The organism is Labrys methylaminiphilus subsp. lupini (assembly GCF_051161885.1).
Taxonomy (GTDB): Bacteria; Pseudomonadota; Alphaproteobacteria; order Rhizobiales; family Labraceae; genus Labrys.
Map to the genome: position 1 here is coordinate 672895 of NZ_JBMDIH010000002.1, position 18681 is coordinate 691575.

The window sequence follows — 18681 nt, forward strand, 5'->3', positions numbered from 1 at the left end:
CACCCAAGGAGATTTGCCGTGCCTCTTCGCTGCATTTTGGTTCCAACCGGCCCAGGCGTGAGGCCCGAGCGCCGCCTCGAGGCTGCATTGGGGCTGGCCAAGCGCACCCATGCCCATATCAATGCACTCTATGTCAGGCCCGACCTGCAGATCGCGGTGCCCCCGATCCTTCCGGTCGGTGCGGCCGGCATCCTGCCGCAATGCAACGACTCCTGTGAAGCCAAGGCCCTCGCTGCAGCGGGACAACAGGCTTTCGAGCGCTGGTGCGCTGGTGCTCGGGTTGCGATGCGGCCCAATCAAAGGCTGGATGCGACCTTCGCCTCCTGGAATGAGAAAGGGGGCGATGTTGAAACGCTGGTGGCGCTAAACGGCCGAGTCAGTGATCTCATCATCGTCGACAATCCCGCCAAGGCAGGTCCCTTCGAAGCCGCAGCTTTTGATGCGGCGGTGTTCTCATCGGGGCGGCCGGCGTTGATGCTGGGGGAACGATTGCCGGACAACCTTCTCCGGCATGTCGTCATCGCCTGGAATGGCAGTCTGGAAGGCGCTCGTGTTGTCGGCCAGTCCATTTCGTTGCTGCATGAGGCGGAGCAAATCTCGATCATTACCATCCCCTCCGAACAGGATCGGCAGGCCGGGATCGCGGATCTCGGGGATTATTTGCACTGGCATGGCGTGGTCGTGGAGAATGCGGCGCTGGTGCCTGATTTTACCGGAAGCGGTGGCGAGAGGATCCTGGCAGCCTGCCATCACGCCGCGGCGACGCTTCTGGTGATGGGAGCCTATACTCACAGCCGCTTGCGGCAGGCTTTCCTCGGCGGGTTGACCCAGCATGTTCTCGACAAGGCAGACTTGCCCGTCCTCATGGCTCATTGACCAAGTCTCCCCGCCCCGCCCCGCCTTGCATTTGCGCCAGCCACATTGCACATCTGCGCGCGCTCGCTCCATACCGGCATGGAAGCTTTGAAAGAGAATGGAATGAACCTGCATTCGCGGGGCGCTTTACGGCCGGCCCAACCGGGAAGGACGTCATGACTGCCTATTGGAACGCGTTGTTTGGTGGGCTGTTGATCGGTGTTTCAGCCGTGCTCCTGCTCATTGCCAATGGGAGGGTCGCCGGCATCAGTGGGATTGTTGGCCGCCTTCTGGCTGGACAGCGGGTTCTTGACAACGGCGCCTTTGTCCTGGGGCTGGTTCTCGGCCCGCTCGTCTTCGCAGGCTTGAACGGTTCCCTTCCAGCCATGACGATTTCTGCATCATGGCCATGGGTCATGCTTGCAGGCCTTCTGGTCGGTTTTGGTACGCGCATGGGATCGGGGTGTACTTCCGGTCATGGCATTATCGGCCTTGCTCGCTTTTCACGCCGATCGCTTGCCGCGACGGTCATGTTCCTGGCTGCCGGTATATTGACAGCGTCCCTGATGGAGCTGGTGCGATGAACGCGCAGGCTATTCTTAGACTGGCGATCTCGCTTCTGGCCGGCACCCTTTTTGGTTTGGGCCTTTCGATATCGGGAATGATCGATCCTGCCCGCGTGCTTGGGTTTTTGAATATTGCCAGCGGTCATTGGGATCCAAGCCTGGTTTTCGTCCTCGCCGGTGCGGCGATGGTTGCGATTCCTGGTGTCTTCCTTCAGCGCCATTTATCCCGCCCATGTCTGGATGATCGCTTCCATCTTTCTACAAATACGAAGATCGATAGGCCGCTGCTTCTCGGGGCGACGATCTTCGGCGTGGGATGGGGCGTTGCTGGATTTTGTCCTGGACCTGCGGTAGCCGCACTGTCGACGGGGCGGGCGCTAGTCTTCCCATTTGTGGCAGCAATGACGTTGGGGATGCTGCTGCATGATCGTTTCGGTACCAGAACTGGCAACTGATTTGGAAGGCAATCGGAGGGAGATTTTCAGGTCTCGATTTCCATGATGCTGTCCTATGCCTTGGTACGAGCAATCATGAAATAGGCGCTCGAAAGAAGAGGACGGTCATGCGTGCTCGACCCAGTGATCGCCATCCTTGTAATATCTGGTTTTGACGGCGGCCCAGGCGACCCGTCGGGCCATCCCTTCGCGCCGGTCTCGCGTGCACCGGCTATAGTTTTCCCATGCGTGATTGAACGCTGCCCGGTAGATTTCCTGCGCATGATAGGGCAACCTCGCACGCAACAGGAGCGGTAGATCTTCAGTCGTGGGATATGGCATGACCGGTTTCCGTAGCGGGAGAAAACGGCTCAGCGCCGGCGCAGGATCCTGTAGACGACAAGGGTAGTCAGGCTGGTTGCGACGAGAAGCGTTATCAACCAGGCCAACGTCCTCAGGTCGGCCGTAAATTGGTCCACGATGACTTCGATCATAATGGCCTCTCCTTTGCTGGGGTTCTGCCTGTCTTGAGGATGGCAACGTCATGGACGACAGCCTGAGTGACTATGGACATCCTGTTCAGCCGACTAAAATACTCTTGATGCCCGCTATAGCGGCCCGGTCCGGACACGATGGTCTTCTTATTTTGATTGGAGCAGGGATGATGACGTTGATCTATCGCAAAGGAACGGGGTTCAAGTGCGGTACTGCAGATGTTTCAAGGTTCACGGGAGAAAAATAGGGGCATGCTCGCGGGAGCTATACGTGTTCGTGCTCGGCCAATCATGCTGGTGCGGTGTGCACCTTCTCCGTCGGTTCAACGGGTGTCCTTGCAAGAATGAGGTGGAGGATCTTCCCGAAGACATGATCGTGGCCTTCACTGCGGCCGATGTGGAGGACACCACTATGTCTTAGATCCTCGTTGAGGATCTGGAGGAAGCGTCGATGCGCCTCTCCCGTTACCGAATCCAGCACTTCGTCCATGATGATCCAGGCTGGCCTGTGCAGCACAAGGCGGGCGAACGCAACCGCTTGCTGCTCGTCTTCATTCAGATCGCGATCCCAACGTTTTGATGTGTCGAGGGCGGGCAAGAGAGACGCCAAGCCAACTTCCTTGAAAGCTGTCTCGTAAGCGTCGGTCTCAAAGAGGTGTATGGGATCGGGGTAGGCGAGGACCTCGCGTAAACTGCCCGGCGGCAGATAAGGGGTGCGCGGCATATACATGATCGCCTCTCCACGCGGGCGGGTTACCGTACCCGATCCCCACCGCCAAAGCCCGGCCAAGGCCCGAAAAAGCGATGTCTTGCCACTGCGTCGCTCTCCGACAATTGCCACCCTCTCGCAGGCCTCGAGGTTGGCGCTTTCCTCCCGCAGTCGCGTGCTTCCACCTGGAAAGAACACGGCGAGACGATCCAGGCGGTAGTGTCCGGAATCTCCTTCCGCCAAGACGATTCGATCGCTCTCGTCGCCTGCCTCGTCATCTTCTGCCGCTGCCCGTCGAAAACTCGAAACCCGTAGCAACGTGGCTCGCCAATCTGCGATCACACTGAAATTATCAACAAACCAGCGTAGCGAGGATTGGACCTGATTGAATGCACCGACTGTAACCATCAGGCCGCCGAACGAGAGAGTTCCGGAAAAATAGGCCGGTGCTGCCACGCCGTTCGGTACGACCAAGGCAATCCAGCCATAGCCCGCCGTAATCCATGTGAGTCTCGTCTGCCCCCAAGCCAGCCTGCGCTATCAAACGCCATGTACATTCCATGCTTGACTTCAAATCAACGACTTACGCCTCGGACATCCTGGATGGATTGAGATGATCCACATGATGCGAAAACGACAGGCAAGATACGCCTATAATCCAGCTCCATCGCTCGCCGATCAATTCGAGATCCTCGCTGCGTGATACGGGGTTAACGAACTGGAATCCCACGTCTCTGCTTCCAGTTTGCAACAGAGCCAGTTCCTCTTACGCGGCTTTGTCGAACCGGCCCGGCCGGATCATCTCGATCGCAAGGCTGCGCTGGCGGCTCAGGATATCCGCAACCTGGTTGCGCGGCCCGATCATTGGCTCAAGACCCTTCCGGGTGAGACCCTTTGCTCCATGTTGAAACGGATTGCCTCCATCGCATCCGGCGGGTCTATCGGATGATACTTGGCCTCATGGACATCGATCAAAGTCGCGAGGACATCGAGGCGACCACCCTCGGGCGTGCCGGTTTCGGCTCCCCTAAGCCGTTCGACTTCGGCGAGCGCATCTTCGTAATCCGCCTCAGAGCACTAGGCTTTCGGTCGCATATCTCCCAAAACCACCTCGGCAATCGTCGCAGCGGCCGAAATGTGCCGTCGACAGGCCGCGGCTCCGGCGTCCGGATCGTTCTTCTCGATGGCGTCGAAGATCTCGCGTATCTGCGCCGGGCCGGTGACCATGCGATTGGCGGTCGAAAGCGTCATCACGCGCAACCTAGAAATGCGGCTGTTCAGACGGCTGACGATATCCCAGGCGATCTTGTGGCCACCGGCTTCGAAGATGATCTTGTAGAACTCGGTCGTCGCGTCGATGATGGCGGCCGGGGAACGCTGCCGCGACGTGCGATCGAGATTGTCCAGTGCCTTCCTTAGCCGCCTCTTCACGTTCGCATCGGCGAGGCGGGCGCAGTCGGCAACGGCCGTCGATTCAACTGCAGCGCGAATGGCATAGATCTGGCGAGCATCGTCCCAATCGAGCCGTGCCACGATCGGCCCCTTGTTGAGGAGCATCGTCACCAGCCCCTCTGCTTCCAGATGGCGAATGACCTCGCGAATGACGGATCGGGAAACGCCGAGCTGGTCGCACAGCGTGCGTTCGACGAGCCGCTCCTCAGGCTCGAAGAGGCCATTGATGATCGCCCGCCGCATCCTGTCGAGGGCGATCTCTCGCAATGTCGCAGGCGGATTCTCGATTCTGAGGGCGGCGAGATTGTCAGCGTTCTTGCTCATGTCTTGGTGTAGCCGCAAAAAATCATCCCGGCAAGGCATTGACACGTGATAATATGGTATACCATAAGATAGCATGATTATGTGAGGACGTGCCATGACTGCTCAGGTCCGCAAGACATTGCTCCATGTCGAAACAACGCTGATCGAGGGGGGCAGGGCTGCCTCCACGCCCTTGAAGCTTTTCGCGGCCATGGCCGTGGTGAAGAACCCCTGGGCGGGCAGAGGCTTCGTCGATGATTTGAAGCCCGAGATCCATGCCGCCGCACCCGTCCTGGGTGAATTGCTGACCAAGATGATCCTTGACGCGGTCGGCTCTGGCGAGGCGGTGGAAGGCTACGGCAAGTCCGCCGTGGTCGGACTGGACGGCGAGATTGAGCATGCCTCCGCCCTGATCCATACGCTGCGCTTCGGCAATCATTATCGTCAGGCAGTTGGTGCCAAATCCTATCTCGCCTTCTGCAACACACGCGGCCCGGCCAATGCTCCCATCATGATCCCGCTGATGGACAAGAATGATGAGGGGCGACGTTCCCACTACCTGACCATTCAAACCGCTATCGCGGATGCTCCTGCCGCTGACGAGATCGTCGTGGCATTGGGCGCCTCCGTTGGCGGGCGCCCCCATCACCGTATCGGTGATCGCTACCAGGATCTGAAGGATCTTGGACAGGATGTCACCAATCCGGCCGGCGTCTGAACGAGCGGGGCCGTCATGCAGACTGAGTCCGCGACGACATCCGCCGATATCGGTCGGGCGCAGGGCGAGACACTCCCGCGCAAGAAGAGTTCGAGGGGCGCCGCCTATTTCGAAGCGGGCAAGGGCGACGTGCTGGTCCTCATCCATGGCGTCGGCATGCGTCTTGAAGCCTGGGCCCCCCAGATCGAGCAATTCTCGAAAACGCACCGTGTCATCGCCGTGGACATGCCCGGGCATGGCGAGAGCGAAAGGCTGCCAGCGGGGAGCGCCATCCCGGATTTTGTCGCCTGGCTTGGCCGATTTCTCGGCGATCTGAACCTCAATCGCGTCAGCCTCGCCGGCCATTCCATGGGTGCGATGATTTCGGGGGGCGCCGTTGCCAGCTTTCCCAGGCTTATCGCCCGTGTCGCTTGCCTGAACGGTGTCTATCGGCGTGATCGTCAGGCGAAGGCGGCCGTGCTGGCCCGGGCCGAGGCCATCCGTGCGGCAGGCATCGACAAGGAAGGCCCGCTGGCGCGATGGTTCGATGACGAACCTAACAATCGCCAAGCACGCGACCTGACCCGAACCTGGCTCGAACAGGTCGATCCGGAAGGATATGCGGCCGCCTACACCGCCTTTGCCGGCGGAGATGAAGCATATGCCGATTGCTGGCCCTCGGTGGCCTGCCCCGCGCTTTTCCTCACCGCCTCGGGCGATCCCAATTCCACGCCGGAGATGGCAAGGGCGATGGCTGCCGCCGCCCCGAAGGGATGGGCCCGTATCATCGAGGGGCATCGCCACATGGTTAATCTGACGGCGCCCGATGCGGTCAATGCCTTCCTGGCGGAATGGCTGGTGGCAGAGGAGAGGCCGGCATGAACGCGCAAAACTTCGACCCCAAGGCACTGCGGGATGCCTTCGGTGCCTTCGCCACCGGCGTGACCGTGGTGACGACGCACGACGCTGGCGCAAAACCCATTGGCTTCACGGCCAATTCCTTCACGTCCGTCTCGCTCGATCCGCCCCTTTTGCTCGTCTGCCTCGCCAGGAGCTCGCGCAATTACGAGGCGATGACGCGGGCGGCCTCCTTTGCCATCAATATTCTGTCCGAGGTGCAAAAGGATGTGTCCAACACCTTCGCACGGCCGGTCGATGATCGCTTTGCGACAGTGGACTGGCGGGTTGGCGAAAATGGTTGTCCTATCCTGTCCGGGGTATCGGCCTGGTTCGAGTGCGCGATGCACGAGGTGGTCGAGGCCGGAGACCATGTCATCCTCGTCGGGCGAATCCTTGCTTTCGATAATTCCGGCCTGAACGGCCTGGGCTATGCGCGCGGCGGCTACTTCACGCCCAACCTGTCCGCCAGGGCGGTATCGGCTGCGGCCGAGGGCAAGATCGAATTCGCCGCCGTTCTCGAGCGCGAGGGTGAGGTGCTGCTGCTCGGCGACCGGCCGATGATCTTGCCGGCCTGCCTGGGCGGCGATGGCAATCCCACCGAGGTCTTGGCGAACCATCTCGGGAACCTGACGGGGCTGCCCGTTACGATCGGCTTCCTCTATTCGGTCTATGAGGACAAGACGTCGGGCTGCCAGCACATCGTCTACCGTGCCTTTGCCGGCGAGGGCGAGCCACGGACAGGACGGTTCGTCCGCCCGGACGCGATCGGGGCAGGCGAGGTCAAGGACCAGGCCACTTTTGACATCCTCTCGCGCTTTGCCCTGGAAAGCTCCATCGGCAATTTCGGCGTTTATTTCGGGAACGAGACGGCCGGCAAGGTGCATTCCATTCCCATGAAGGGGGCCCGCCCATGAAGTTCTCGCTGTTCGTCCATATGGAGCGTCTGGATGCCGGCCAGACCCACAAGCAGCTCTATGACGAGTTCGTGGCGCTGTGTGAAATCGCCGACAAGGGAGGCATGCACGCCATCTGGACCGGCGAGCATCACGGCATGGATTTCACCATTGCGCCCAACCCCTTCGTCACCATTGCCGATCTGGCACGGCGCACCAGCCATGTCCGCCTCGGCACCGGCACGGTGATCGCGCCGTTCTGGCATCCGATCAAGCTGGCCGGCGAGGCCGCGATGGCGGACCTGATCAGCGATGGGCGTCTGGACCTCGGCATCGCACGCGGCGCCTACTCCTTTGAATATGAACGCCTGCTGCCCGGTCTCGATGCCTGGCAGGCCGGCCAGCGCATGCGCGAACTCATTCCCGCCGTCAGAGGTATCTGGGCTGGGGATTATGCCCATGAGGGCGAGTTCTGGAAATTCCCGGCCACCACCTCCGCGCCCAAGCCATTGCAGGATCCGGTACCGGTCTGGGTCGCCGCCCGTGACCCCAACAGCCATGAGTTTGCAGTCGTCAATGGTTGCAATGTGCAGGTCACCCCGCTCTGGAACGGCGATCGGGAGATCGAAAGCCTGATGGAACGCTTCGAGGCGGCCCGTGCCAAGGCGCCCGAGGTCCCCAGGCCGAAGATCATGCTCCTACTGCACACCTATGTCGGCGCGGACGCGGCCGATGTGGCGCAGGCGACCCGGGAACTGAGCGTCTACTACAACTACTTCTTCGCCTGGTTCAAGAATGAGCGGCCGATCCATCAGGGGCTGATCCAGCGGCTGAGCGAGGAGGAGATCGCGGCGAACGCCACGCTCTCGCCCGAAGTCATGCGCGCCAATCTGGCGCTTGGCACGGTCGACGAAATCATCGCCCGCCTCAAGCACTACGAGGCGCTGGGCTATGACGAATATTCGTTCTGGATCGATACCGGCGTGAGTTTCGAGCGCAAGAAGGCTTCGCTCGAACGTTTCATCGCCGACGTCATGCCTGCCTTCAAGGATTGAGGCGATGCGGCGTTTCCAGCTCTACATCGACGGGGCCTTTTGCGATGGCGAGGCTTCCTTCGAAAGTATCGACCCGGCAACGGGCACCGCGTGGGCGTATATGCCCGAAGCGCGCGAGGCCGACGTCGACCGGGCGGTCGAGAGCGCACACAGGGCGCTTTACGAAGGCCCCTGGCCGGCGATGACGGCTACCCAGCGTGGAAAGCTGCTTTACAAGCTGGCCGATCTCGTCGCCGCCAACGCGCCCAGGCTGGCCGAACTCGAGACCCGCGACACCGGCAAGATCATCCGCGAGACCTCCGCCCAGATCGCCTATGTCGCGGAGTATTACCGCTATTATGCCGGCATCGCCGACAAGATAGAGGGGGCCTATCTGCCGATCGACAAGCCGGACATGGAGGTCTGGCTGCGTCGTGAACCGATCGGCGTGGTCGCCATGGTCGTGCCCTGGAACAGCCAGCTCTTCCTATCTGCCGTCAAGGTCGGCCCGGCGCTCGCCGCCGGCTGCACCCTGGTGCTGAAGGCCTCCGAGGACGGGCCGGCGCCGCTCCTGGAATTCGCCCGGCTGGTGCATGACGCCGGATTCCCACCGGGGGTCGTCAACATCATCACCGGTTTTGGCCCTTCCTGCGGCGCGACGCTCGGGCGGCACCCCAAGATCGCCCATGTGGCCTTTACCGGAGGGCCGGAAACTGCGCGCCATGTCGTGCGCAACTCCGCCGAGAATCTGGCCTCCACCTCGCTGGAACTGGGCGGCAAGTCGCCCTTCATCGTGTTTGCCGATGCCGATCTTGAAAGCGCGGCCAATGCCCAGGTCGCGGGGATCTTCGCGGCAACCGGCCAGTCCTGCGTGGCCGGCTCGCGCCTGATCGTCGAGAGAAGCGTCAAGGACCGCTTCGTCGCCCTTCTCAAGCGCAAGGCCGAGGCCGTGCGCATCGGCAGCCCGCTCGACATGGCAACCGAGGTCGGGCCCCTCGCCACGGCGCGCCAGCGCCAGCATATCGACGCGCTGGTCGAGCGCTCGTCCGCGATGGGTGCCAGGATCGTTACCGGCGGCCGGGTGCCCGAAGGGGAGGGCTTCTATTATCCTCCCACCATTCTTGACTGTGACGGCGTGGATTCGCCGTCGCTGGTGGAAGAATTCTTCGGGCCGGTTCTTTCCATCGTCTCCTTCGAGACCGAAGAGGAAGCCCTGCGTCTCGCCAATGACACCGTCTATGGGCTGGCGTCGGGCGTGTTCACCCAGAACCTGACGCGTGCCCATCGCCTGATGAAGGGCATTCGGGCCGGCGTCGTCTGGGTCAACACCTACCGCGCCGTTTCGCCGATCGCGCCTTTCGGTGGCTTCGGGCTTTCCGGGCATGGCCGCGAAGGCGGCCTGGCCGCGGCGCTGGACTATACCCGGACAAAGACGGTCTGGCTCCGAACCTCCGACGATCCCATCCCCGATCCCTTCGTGATGCGGTGATACCATGTACTACGAGGTGCGCACATACAGGCTCAGGAACGGTGCCGTGCCCGTTTACCTCAAGGTCGTCGAGGAGGAAGGCATCGCGATCCAGAAGGAGCATCTGGGGCATCTGGTCGGCTATTTCTTCTCCGAGATCGGGCCGATCAACGAAATCATGCATATCTGGGCCTATACGAGCCTCGATGACCGGGAACGGCGCCGGGCCTCGCTCGCCGCCGATCCGCGCTGGCAGGCCTTCCTGCCAAAAATCCGCGACCTCATTGAAATCGCCGAAAACAAGATCATGAAACCGGCTGCCTTCTCCCCTTCGAAGGTGGCCGGTCACCATGGCGCATCCAGACAAGAGCCCTGACAACCGGAGCGTGGGAACATGAAATCGACGTCGATAGTCGCCGCCTGTGCGGTATTGCTGATCATGGCTTCGCCTGCAGCCGCAGCGGACCTGGTCTTCTCGAGCTGGGGTGGAACCACCCAGGATGCCCAGAAGGCGGCATGGGCGGACAAGTTCACGGCCAAGGCCGGGGTCAATGTCGTGCAGGACGGCCCGACCGACTACGGCAAGATCAAGGCCATGGTCGAGGCCAACAGCGTCACCTGGGACGTGGTCGACGTCGAAGGTGACTACGCTGCGCAGGCCGGTCCGAAAGGCTTGCTCGAAAAGCTCGACTTCGGCGTCATCGACAAGTCCAAGCTCGACCCGCGCTTCGTGACCGACTATTCGGTCGGCAGCTTCTATTATTCCTTCGTGATCGGCTGCAATGCCGATGCGGTTGCGACCTGCCCGAAGACCTGGGCGGATCTGTTCGATACGACGAAGTTTCCCGGCAAGCGTACCTTCTACAAATGGTCGGCGCCGGGCGTCATCGAAGCCGCCCTGCTGGCTGACGGCGTGCCCGCGGACAAGCTCTACCCGCTGGACCTCGATCGCGCGTTTAAGAAGCTCGATACCATCAAGGCTGACATCATCTGGTGGTCGGGCGGTGCGCAATCGCAGCAGCTCATCGCATCCGCGGAAGCGCCGTTCGGCAGCATCTGGAACGGGCGCATGACGGCTCTGGCGAAGACCGGCGTCAAGGTCGAGACTTCCTGGGAGCAGAACATCACGGCAGCGGATTCGCTCGTCGTGCCCAAGGGCACGAAGAACAAGGATGCTGCCATGCAGTTCATCGCCTTCGCTACCTCGGCCCAGGCCCAGGCGGATATGGCTGCTGCGACGGGGTATGCGCCGATCAATCTCGATTCCGCCAAGATCATGGATGCGGAGACGGTCAAGACACTTCCGGATCAGCAGAAGGCGAGCCAGATCAACGCCGACATGGCCTATTGGGCTACCAACCGCGATGCGATCGGCGAGCGCTGGTACGCCTGGCAGGCAAAGTAGATCGCATCGGCCCCGGAGGGGAGGGGCGATCCCTCCCACCTGTCTCCTGGCCAGGGCGTTCGAGGTTCGGTGGAAATCTCGAACATTGACAGGACGGGCTTTGCTCCACGGCACCTATATTCCGACGTAGCTCCATGCGGAAAGGACGGCCATGTCCCAGCAGATACAAGCCAGCGCCGCGGCGCTGGCCGTTTCGCGTCCGGCGCGGCCGCGAGGCTTGGCCTGGATCATGCCGGCCCTTGTCTTCGTCGCCCTTTTCTTCGTCGTGCCCGTAGCCCTATTGCTGCTGCGCAGTGTCCTCGAGCCCGTAGCCGGTTTCGGCAACTACGCCGAACTGCTGGGTTCCTCCACCTATCTGCGGATTTTCTTCAACACGTTCCTGGTGTCGGCGGTGGTGACGATCGTGTCGCTCACCATCGGCTTTCCCGTGGCGTGGGCCTTGGCAATCATGCCCAAGAAGCTCGCCGCCCTCGTCTTTGCGATCCTGTTGCTGTCGATGTGGACGAACCTGCTCGCCCGCACCTATGCCTGGATGGTGCTGTTGCAGCGCACCGGCGTGATCAACAAGCTGCTGATGAGCCTTGGCCTTATCGACAAGCCGCTTGCCCTGGTCAACAATCTCGTCGGCGTGACGATCGGCATGGTCTACATCATGCTGCCATTCATCGTACTGCCGCTCTACGGCGTGATCCGGAAGATCGATCCGGCAATTCTTCAGGCTGCGGCCCTATGCGGCGCCACGCGCTGGCAATCGCTGACGCGCGTTCTCCTGCCGCTGGCACTACCGGGCATGGTTGCGGGCGCGCTCATGGTCTTCGTGATGTCGCTCGGCTATTTCGTCACCCCCGCGCTGCTTGGCGGTACGGCCAACATGATGCTGGCGGAACTCATCGCCCAGTTCGTGCAATCGCTGGTCAATTGGGGCATGGGCGGGGCAGCGGCGCTGGTACTCCTCGTCGTCACGCTCGCGCTTTATGCTGTGCAACTGCGGTTCTTCGGCGGCCAGAATCCGGGAGGGCGCTAGCATGCTGCTGAATTTCGAACGCCTGGGCTGGTGGAAATTTGTCCTGCTCGCCATCACCGCCCTGACGGCTGCTTTCCTGCTCCTGCCGATCCTGTTCATCGCGGCCCTGTCGTTCGGCTCGTCGCAATGGCTGATCTTTCCGCCGCCGGGCTGGACGCTGAAATGGTATTCTGATCTGTTCGCCGATCCCCGCTGGCTGCAGTCGGCCTGGACCAGTTTCAAGATCGCGGCCATCGTGACGGTGCTTTCTGTTCTGCTGGGACTCGTCACCTCCTTCGGCCTGGTGCGCGGCCGCTTCTGGTTCCGCGAAGGGCTGAAGGCCCTGTTCCTGACGCCGATGATCCTGCCGGTGGTGGTGCTGGCCGTCGGCCTCTATGCCTTTTTCCTGAAGATCGGGCTGAACGGCACCATGACGGGTTTCGTGATTTCCCATCTGGTGCTCGCGCTGCCCTTCTCCATCCTCTCGATCAGCAGTGCGCTCGAGGGTTTCGACAAGTCGATTGAGGACGCGGCCATCCTGTGCGGAGCGTCGCCGCTCGAGGCGAAGATCAGGATCACATTGCCTTCGATCAGCCACGGCCTGTTTTCGGCCGCCATCTTCTCCTTCCTGACCTCGTGGGACGAGGTGGTGGTGGCGATCTTCATGGCGAGCCCCACTCTGCAGACCTTGCCGGTCAAGGTCTGGGCGACCTTGCGCCAGGATCTGACACCGGTCGTCGCGGCGGCTTCGACACTGCTGATCCTGTTGACCCTGGTCCTCATGGCGCTTGTCGCACTTGTGCGCAAAGGATTGAAATCATGACGCAGCCCTTCCTGCAAATCCAAGGCATCCGCAAGGAATACGGAGCGGTCGTCGCGGTTCAGAACGTCAATCTCGAGGTCGAGAAGGGCGAATTCCTCACCTTTCTCGGTCCCTCCGGCTCGGGCAAGAGCACGACGCTCTACATTCTTGCCGGCTTCGACAACCCGACGGCTGGCGATATCAGGCTGAACGGGACGACCCTGCTGTCCACCCCTTCTCATCGGCGCAATATCGGCATGGTGTTTCAGCGCTACACCCTGTTTCCGCATCTGTCCGTCGGCGAAAACATCGCCTTTCCCCTCAAGGTCCGGCGCAAGCCCAAGGCCGAGGTCGATGCCAAGGTCAAGGAGATGCTGCGGCTGGTCCGGCTGGAGGGCTATGAGGGTCGCAAGCCGGCGAACATGTCGGGCGGCCAGCAGCAGCGCGTGGCGCTCGCCAGGGCATTAGCCTACGATCCGCCGGTCCTTCTGATGGACGAACCCCTGTCTGCGCTCGACAAGAAGCTTCGCGAGGAAATCCAGTACGAGATCCGGCGCATCCATCAGCAGACCGGCGTAACGATCCTCTATGTGACACACGATCAGGAGGAGGCACTGCGCCTGTCCGATCGCATTGCCGTCTTTTCCAAGGGCGTGATCGACCAGATCGGAACCGGGCCGGAACTTTACGCCAATCCGGCGACGCGCTTCGTGGCCGAATTCATAGGCGACAGTAATTTCCTGCCCTGCGACGTGCTTTCGACCACCACAGGCCGCGCCGATATTTCGATCTGCGATTCGATGACGGTGTCCGATGTGCCGGTACACGGTTTGGCCTCCACGGGCAGCAAAGCCTCCGTCATGTTGCGTCCGGAGCGCTTGTTCCTGTCGAAGACCCAGCAGGAACGGGGACTGCCCGTCACGGTCAGCGACATCACCTTCCTGGGCAACAACATTCACGTCGTGACCAGGACGGGCAGGGGTGACGAATTGTCCGTGCGGTTGCCGTTCGGCCACGAGGCCATTGCCAGCCTGGGGCGTGGAGACGCCGCGTGGCTGCGGTTCGATGCAGGATCGGCCCACGTCTTCGGTTGACCAATGCTATAGGGTCTAGGTCTTGGCCTTGCGCAACGCTTCGGTGATCTCGTCGGGGGCTACATCATCGCCTGCCGGGCGGCCTCGGGCTCGCGCAATCGGATGGAATTGAAGACGGCCCGGTGCTTCATGATGGCATTCCCATGTGACTCGCTTGCCCGGTTCGTGAGGCGGAAGTTCGCCAGCAGAGCGGCGTGGGATCGGCCGAACAACTTAAGGAGTTCGGGCTTGCTCCCATTCTCGACGCGTCGGGGGTGGGAAAGAACCTGCTCGAACACCACTCATCAGGCCTGATCTGTCACCTGCCGGCGCGCTCGCGCCTGCCTCGTGCCGATTGCTGTTCTTCTGGGTCGACAAATTCTATTCGAGCGGTACGGTCGGTCTCGTGAGACAGGCCGAGGGCACGCTCGGCATGCATGTCGACTTTCGAATGATGAGCGATGAGCGTGACCGGGTGCGACTTTCCGATGCCTTCCGCCTGGGCGCGGGCGTCCTGCGCGCGCTGGAGAAGCAAGGGACGCGCACAAGGGTCCCGGCGGCGCGCCTTTCCGATCGCGCGCGGCGCTTCGGCTTTCCGAGCCTGCGCAACACTGCTCTCACCGGCCTGGCCGGCATGCTGCTCGATCTGGGCGGTCCGCTCACGGACACCCTGCTGGAGCGCATGATCGGCGATGAAGTCGCCCTGAATGGTTTCCTCGACGAGGCTGTCACTGGTGTGTAGCATGCTTGCGGAACTTGCCGGATGGGCGCGAACGGGGACCCCCTGGCCATTACGGACGCCCAGGGCCGGCGACGGACTGCGTGTTTGCGATGCCTCCCTGTTTCCAACCATTCCCGCTGCCAATATCAATGTCCCCGCCATCAATATGCCTTACGAAGAGCTGGAAGAGCGTTTGTTTTGAGTTGTTGCGCGACAACGAGGTTATTGCCCATTGCCGAGGCCCACGATGCATATCGGCACCGGATGCGGTTACCGTTCTGCAGGCAAAGGGTATCCAAGCATGCTATTTCCCGGATGGGTTCGCGTACTGGAAAGCTGCAAGGCTTGGCCGTCGAAACTAGTCACTGAACTCGCGCAGCGCTGATGGGGGGCGTCGCCTTAACCGGCGCGAGCCGTCGGTCATGTCTCTCAAATATCGTTCCACTCTGCCCGCTCTAACCGGTTAAGGCGCCGCCACCGGCAAAGCCTCTTCCTCCGGCTCAACCAACCTGGATATCAATTGGTGGGCAACGCAGGCGATACACGCCATACCGTGTTTCCGACATCATCCGCCACCAGCAGAGCGCCTTTGCCATCGATCGCCACGCCCACAGGTCTTCCATAGGCGTTCCCGTGTTCATCCCGAAATCCCGTCAATACGTCTCTGGACGGACCGGAGGGCCTGCCTTTGTGGAAGGGAACGAAGATCACCTTGTAGCCGCTGGGCGGATTGCGGTTCCAGGAACCGTGCTGGCCAATGAAGGCGCCATGCTCGCCAAATGCTAGGCCGAGTGACGCTGTATGCAGTCCCAGCGCGTAATCCGGAGGGATGGCCTTGGCAACCAGGTCTGGCCGCGGCGGCTGCGGCCTCGGGTCGACATGATGCCCATAGTAGGAATACGGCCAGCCATAGAAGGCGCCTCGGCGCACCCGGGTCATATAGTCGGGCACCAGGTCGCTGCCGAGTTCATCGCGCTCGTTAACGGCAGCCCATAGGGCTCCTGTCCTGGGTTCGATGCCCATCCCGACCGGATTACGCAGGCCTGAGGCAAAAATCGTATGGCTCCCGGTCCTCGGATCGACGGCCCAGATCGCCGCGCGGCCGCTTTCGGTAGCCATGCCATTCTCGCCGGCATTGCTGTTGGAGCCGACGGCCACAAAGAGTGTCCTACCGTCCGCGCTGGAAACGACGTTCTTGGTCCAATGGTGGTTGATGGGCCCGGCCGGCAAATCCGTGACCTTCACTCCGGCGTCATTGACGCGTGTCTGTCCGAGCCGAAACGGAAACCGCAACAGCGCATCGCTATCCGCGACATAGAGTCCATCGCCGAGCAGCGCCATGCCAAAGGGCGAGTTAAGGCCGTCCATGAGAATGAAGCGGTCATAGGTCTCGCGTCCGGGATGCCGGCGCAGCAACGAGATACGGTTGGCGCTTGGCGTGACGGCACCGGCCCTTTTCATCACCAGCTTTGTGATCCATCCTTTCAGTCCTTTGGAATCCTCCGGTTTTGGTGGCGCATTGGTCTCGGCGACGAGGATGTCGTCATTCGGCAGGACGTAGAGCCAGCGAGGATGCTCCAGCCCCCGGGCAATCGCGGTTATGCTCACTCCCTTGCCAGCGATTGGAGCCACGCCGGAAGCCCAACCTCTGGCAGGGGCAATCTTGAGTGTCGGCAGGAGTGTGGTTTTCTGCGGCGGCAGTTGTGGGGAGGGGCCTGAGCCGGCGGCCACCGACAGGTTTGCGTGATCGGCGCAAGCCGAGAGTGGCAGTGCAACCACGACTGCCCAGACGGCAGACCGCTTCAGGACCGTATTGCGATAGCCTGCGTTCAACGGGACGTATCCCTTCAAGTTGGCGAATTACCAAGAACACGGCAGGCAAGCAGAAAATTCGAGAGCCACCTCTGTAGGTTCGCTTATTCCCACAATCGCACTCAGTCCTGCACCATGATCTTTAGCATGAGGCGTATTACGATCAGCGTCTTCATTTAAGATAACTCTTTCCTGGCACCCCTTCCCTGTCGATGCGGCTTTTAACGTGGAAGAGCAGCGCCTTGCCATGCCGAAGTGACGGATCATGGTCTGGCTGAAGGAGTGCTGCGGGTCAGGGGGGTCCTCGAATCTTAGAACCTGCTGATCTGGCTGGAAATTCCGATCGGGATGTCAACATGCTGCGCCGGACACTTGCTAAGGGCCAGGAAAAGCTCAAAAAGCAAGAAGATCGGCGTGCGTTAGGAATTTGAATTCCTGTCCAAGTCAAGAAGTTTAGCCACGTTGATCCTGAGAGCCTTGGCGATCTTGATGTAGGTGGTGAGTGGGGCGTCAGTACTTCCACCTTCGATGCTCGCGACCTCTTCAATTGAGATATCCGCGTTGCGAGCGAGATCCTCGACAGTCAAGTTATTCATCTCACGCCAGAACAGAGCAGTACTGATGTGGCTTGTATTTTTATTTATAGAAATAACGGGAGGTAGATTCTTCATAGATCTCTGTACATCAGCTCTCATCCTATAGTAGGGGCTGCATGTGACTGTCATATCTCTACCGTTGGGAATATCGGAACGGCTTGATCCAAGGGTTGTCCTGGCCATGTGAAACTCCGCTCGCTCCCCTGATGGTCTCTGTGCATTCTTTTCTTGAGCAGGCCGTGTGCCGCATTATCGAATTGGAAAATGCGGCGCTTCTGAAGGTCACGCATGACGCTGGCCTTGTCGCAATCATCAAGACTTTGGCTGCGACCTCACGCGACTGTGCGGTCTTTTCTACGACGACACTATGCGTTCTCTCGGCCTTGAGATTGACTCGGTCTGTGGCCGATACTCGAAGTATATGAGCCGTATATCCGAACGTCGAAACTGTGGCGATGACGGCCGCAACCGGCAAGCAAAGGCGGAGATCCATTTCACTCCTCCTCCAAACCGTTGCGGATTTCGGACGCCGCGCCGATGCTCCGTGACGTGGCAGCGGGAAGGCGAGCACCGCTGGGTGGCTGGAAAAAGGCGATTAGGGGCACCAAATATCCGAGGCAGAGAGCATCTACCTGTGCTTTCGTCGAGGTTACGAACCGGATCGAGGCCAGCCCTGATAGATTAAGCCTAGCGACGATGGGGAGAGGGCTTGCGTCCCCGCCGGGTCCTGGAACCGGGACTATCGGCTGAAGCTATCCCGTACCGTGACGGCGAGAAAATATTCGTGAAGAATGTATACAGATGCATTTCAAGCAAGAGAGGAATTAGCAAGTATTTGTATTTTGATCGGCGATGGAGCGGTGACCTCCAAAAAAGTAAGTATACTCGTAAACTCTCGAATATCACAGAATCGGAATCTACCTAAAGCGCGCGAGGGCTCTCAGGTTCCGCGATGAGGAGTCGGTCCTCCTCCGAGCACCAAGAGCCAACGGGTAGAATCGCAAATTATTCATTCCGGCACGCTCTCGAAGATCTCATGAAAACGCCGGTTCCTCGTCAATCTCTCGCTTGGATCGAAGGCCTGCCGCATCAATGCAGAGGTAACTGCGATCAAGCACGCTGGCAGGCGTATCTGGGTAATTTCCGATCCTGCAATCGTTTTTGCCAACGACATACACTCGACAGTCGCGGTCTCGAAGCGTCGAGGGACAAGCCGGGATCTGCATGCCTCCACGCCGCGGGCATTGCGGTACATGCCTCATCGAGGACACCGCCGAAGCTGTGGCTGGTGAGTGGATCAGATAGGCGAGGCGATGACCGTCTGGGTAGTATTCCCGATGTCATTTCTCGATATAGGTGCGGCTAGCCAACGCGTTCCCAAATAGGCTCGCCAGGCTCCCATTACTGCTCAAGCGCCTGGGTCTTCCCGGCGTGTCGACCAACTGCTTATCCGAGAGGGGGACC

20 protein-coding genes and 2 pseudogenes are annotated in these 18681 nt (G+C 60.6%); 16 read left to right on the top strand and 6 right to left on the bottom strand.

The window, feature by feature from the left end:
- The first annotated feature begins 18 nt into the window (after positions 1-18).
- From ACN6KF_RS28810 to ACN6KF_RS28820, 3 genes are all read left to right on the top strand, one after another.
- Complete coding sequence (locus ACN6KF_RS28810; protein WP_434960321.1) at positions 19-876, top strand: universal stress protein; 858 nt, start codon at positions 19-21, stop codon at positions 874-876.
- Positions 877-1031: 155 nt separating this feature from the next.
- The gene (locus ACN6KF_RS28815) at positions 1032-1439 is read left to right on the top strand and encodes a YeeE/YedE family protein (protein ID WP_434960322.1); all 408 of its coding nucleotides are present in this window, start codon (positions 1032-1034) and stop codon (positions 1437-1439) included.
- Positions 1436-1876: a DUF6691 family protein gene (locus ACN6KF_RS28820; RefSeq protein ID WP_434960323.1), complete on the top strand. Its 441-nt coding sequence runs from the start codon at positions 1436-1438 to the stop codon at positions 1874-1876. The genes ACN6KF_RS28815 and ACN6KF_RS28820 overlap by 4 nt, the downstream gene beginning before the upstream one ends.
- 105 nt (positions 1877-1981) lie before the next feature.
- On the opposite strand, the gene ACN6KF_RS28825 is transcribed toward ACN6KF_RS28820, so the two are convergent.
- Positions 1982-2197 (bottom strand): ChaB family protein, encoded by a 216-nt coding sequence (locus ACN6KF_RS28825; RefSeq protein WP_434960324.1) that lies wholly within the window; start codon positions 2195-2197, stop codon positions 1982-1984.
- 29 nt (positions 2198-2226) lie between these two features.
- Positions 2227-2349 (bottom strand): hypothetical protein, encoded by a 123-nt coding sequence (locus tag ACN6KF_RS28830; protein WP_434960325.1) that lies wholly within the window; start codon positions 2347-2349, stop codon positions 2227-2229.
- Positions 2350-2399: 50 nt separating this feature from the next.
- On the opposite strand from ACN6KF_RS28830, the gene ACN6KF_RS28835 reads away from it, so the two are divergent.
- The gene (locus ACN6KF_RS28835; RefSeq protein WP_434960326.1) at positions 2400-2597 is read left to right on the top strand and encodes a hypothetical protein; all 198 of its coding nucleotides are present in this window, start codon (positions 2400-2402) and stop codon (positions 2595-2597) included.
- A 41-nt stretch (positions 2598-2638) separates the two neighbouring features.
- On the opposite strand, the gene ACN6KF_RS28840 is transcribed toward ACN6KF_RS28835, so the two are convergent.
- On the bottom strand, positions 2639-3532 hold the full coding sequence (locus tag ACN6KF_RS28840; RefSeq protein WP_434960327.1) for an ATP-binding cassette domain-containing protein: 894 nt from the start codon (positions 3530-3532) through the stop codon (positions 2639-2641).
- A gap of 65 nt (positions 3533-3597) precedes the next feature.
- Between ACN6KF_RS28840 and ACN6KF_RS28845 the strand changes: the two are divergent.
- Positions 3598-3761, top strand: a pseudogene (locus ACN6KF_RS28845) (IS6 family transposase); the annotation flags it as partial.
- 374 nt (positions 3762-4135) lie between these two features.
- On the opposite strand, the gene ACN6KF_RS28850 reads toward ACN6KF_RS28845, so the two are convergent.
- Positions 4136-4834, bottom strand: coding sequence for a GntR family transcriptional regulator (locus ACN6KF_RS28850; protein ID WP_434960328.1), 699 nt, complete (start codon positions 4832-4834; stop codon positions 4136-4138).
- A gap of 94 nt (positions 4835-4928) precedes the next feature.
- Between ACN6KF_RS28850 and ACN6KF_RS28855 the strand changes: the two genes are divergently transcribed.
- The 11 genes and pseudogenes from ACN6KF_RS28855 (at position 4929) to ACN6KF_RS28905 (ending at position 14830) form a co-directional block, all read left to right on the top strand.
- A complete protein-coding gene (locus ACN6KF_RS28855; RefSeq protein ID WP_434960329.1) occupies positions 4929-5531 on the top strand; it encodes an amino acid synthesis family protein in 603 nt (200 codons plus the stop codon).
- Positions 5532-5546: 15 nt separating this feature from the next.
- Positions 5547-6392 carry an alpha/beta fold hydrolase gene (locus ACN6KF_RS28860; protein ID WP_434960330.1) on the top strand — a complete coding sequence of 282 codons (846 nt, stop codon included), beginning with the start codon at positions 5547-5549 and terminating at the stop codon, positions 6390-6392.
- Positions 6389-7324, top strand: a complete 936-nt coding sequence (locus tag ACN6KF_RS28865; protein ID WP_434960331.1) for a flavin reductase family protein — start codon at positions 6389-6391, stop codon at positions 7322-7324. The genes ACN6KF_RS28860 and ACN6KF_RS28865 overlap by 4 nt, the downstream gene beginning before the upstream one ends.
- Entirely contained in the window at positions 7321-8358 is a 1038-nt protein-coding gene (locus tag ACN6KF_RS28870) for an LLM class flavin-dependent oxidoreductase (RefSeq protein WP_434960332.1), read from the top strand. The genes ACN6KF_RS28865 and ACN6KF_RS28870 overlap by 4 nt, the downstream gene beginning before the upstream one ends.
- A gap of 4 nt (positions 8359-8362) precedes the next feature.
- Positions 8363-9826: an aldehyde dehydrogenase gene (locus ACN6KF_RS28875; RefSeq protein WP_434960333.1), complete on the top strand. Its 1464-nt coding sequence runs from the start codon at positions 8363-8365 to the stop codon at positions 9824-9826.
- Between the two features lie 4 nt (positions 9827-9830).
- Complete coding sequence (locus ACN6KF_RS28880) at positions 9831-10181, top strand: NIPSNAP family protein (RefSeq protein WP_434960334.1); 351 nt, start codon at positions 9831-9833, stop codon at positions 10179-10181.
- 18 nt (positions 10182-10199) lie between these two features.
- The gene (locus ACN6KF_RS28885) at positions 10200-11210 is read left to right on the top strand and encodes an ABC transporter substrate-binding protein (RefSeq protein WP_434960335.1); all 1011 of its coding nucleotides are present in this window, start codon (positions 10200-10202) and stop codon (positions 11208-11210) included.
- A 232-nt stretch (positions 11211-11442) separates the two neighbouring features.
- A pseudogene (locus ACN6KF_RS28890) lies at positions 11443-12234 on the top strand (ABC transporter permease); the annotation flags it as partial.
- Position 12235: 1 nt separating this feature from the next.
- Positions 12236-13036, top strand: a complete 801-nt coding sequence (locus tag ACN6KF_RS28895; protein ID WP_434960336.1) for an ABC transporter permease — start codon at positions 12236-12238, stop codon at positions 13034-13036.
- Positions 13033-14109 carry an ABC transporter ATP-binding protein gene (locus ACN6KF_RS28900; protein ID WP_434960337.1) on the top strand — a complete coding sequence of 359 codons (1077 nt, stop codon included), beginning with the start codon at positions 13033-13035 and terminating at the stop codon, positions 14107-14109. Before ACN6KF_RS28895 ends, ACN6KF_RS28900 begins: the two co-directional genes overlap by 4 nt.
- Before the next feature lie 334 nt (positions 14110-14443).
- Entirely contained in the window at positions 14444-14830 is a 387-nt protein-coding gene (locus ACN6KF_RS28905; RefSeq protein ID WP_434960338.1) for a hypothetical protein, read from the top strand.
- A gap of 495 nt (positions 14831-15325) precedes the next feature.
- Here the strand turns inward: ACN6KF_RS28905 and ACN6KF_RS28910 are convergent, their stop codons facing one another.
- Together ACN6KF_RS28910 and ACN6KF_RS28915 are read right to left on the bottom strand one after the other, a co-directional pair.
- The gene (locus ACN6KF_RS28910) at positions 15326-16642 is read right to left on the bottom strand and encodes a PQQ-dependent sugar dehydrogenase (RefSeq protein ID WP_434960339.1); all 1317 of its coding nucleotides are present in this window, start codon (positions 16640-16642) and stop codon (positions 15326-15328) included.
- 398 nt (positions 16643-17040) lie between these two features.
- Positions 17041-17400 (bottom strand): helix-turn-helix domain-containing protein, encoded by a 360-nt coding sequence (locus ACN6KF_RS28915; RefSeq protein ID WP_434960340.1) that lies wholly within the window; start codon positions 17398-17400, stop codon positions 17041-17043.
- Positions 17401-18681 lie beyond the last annotated feature (1281 nt).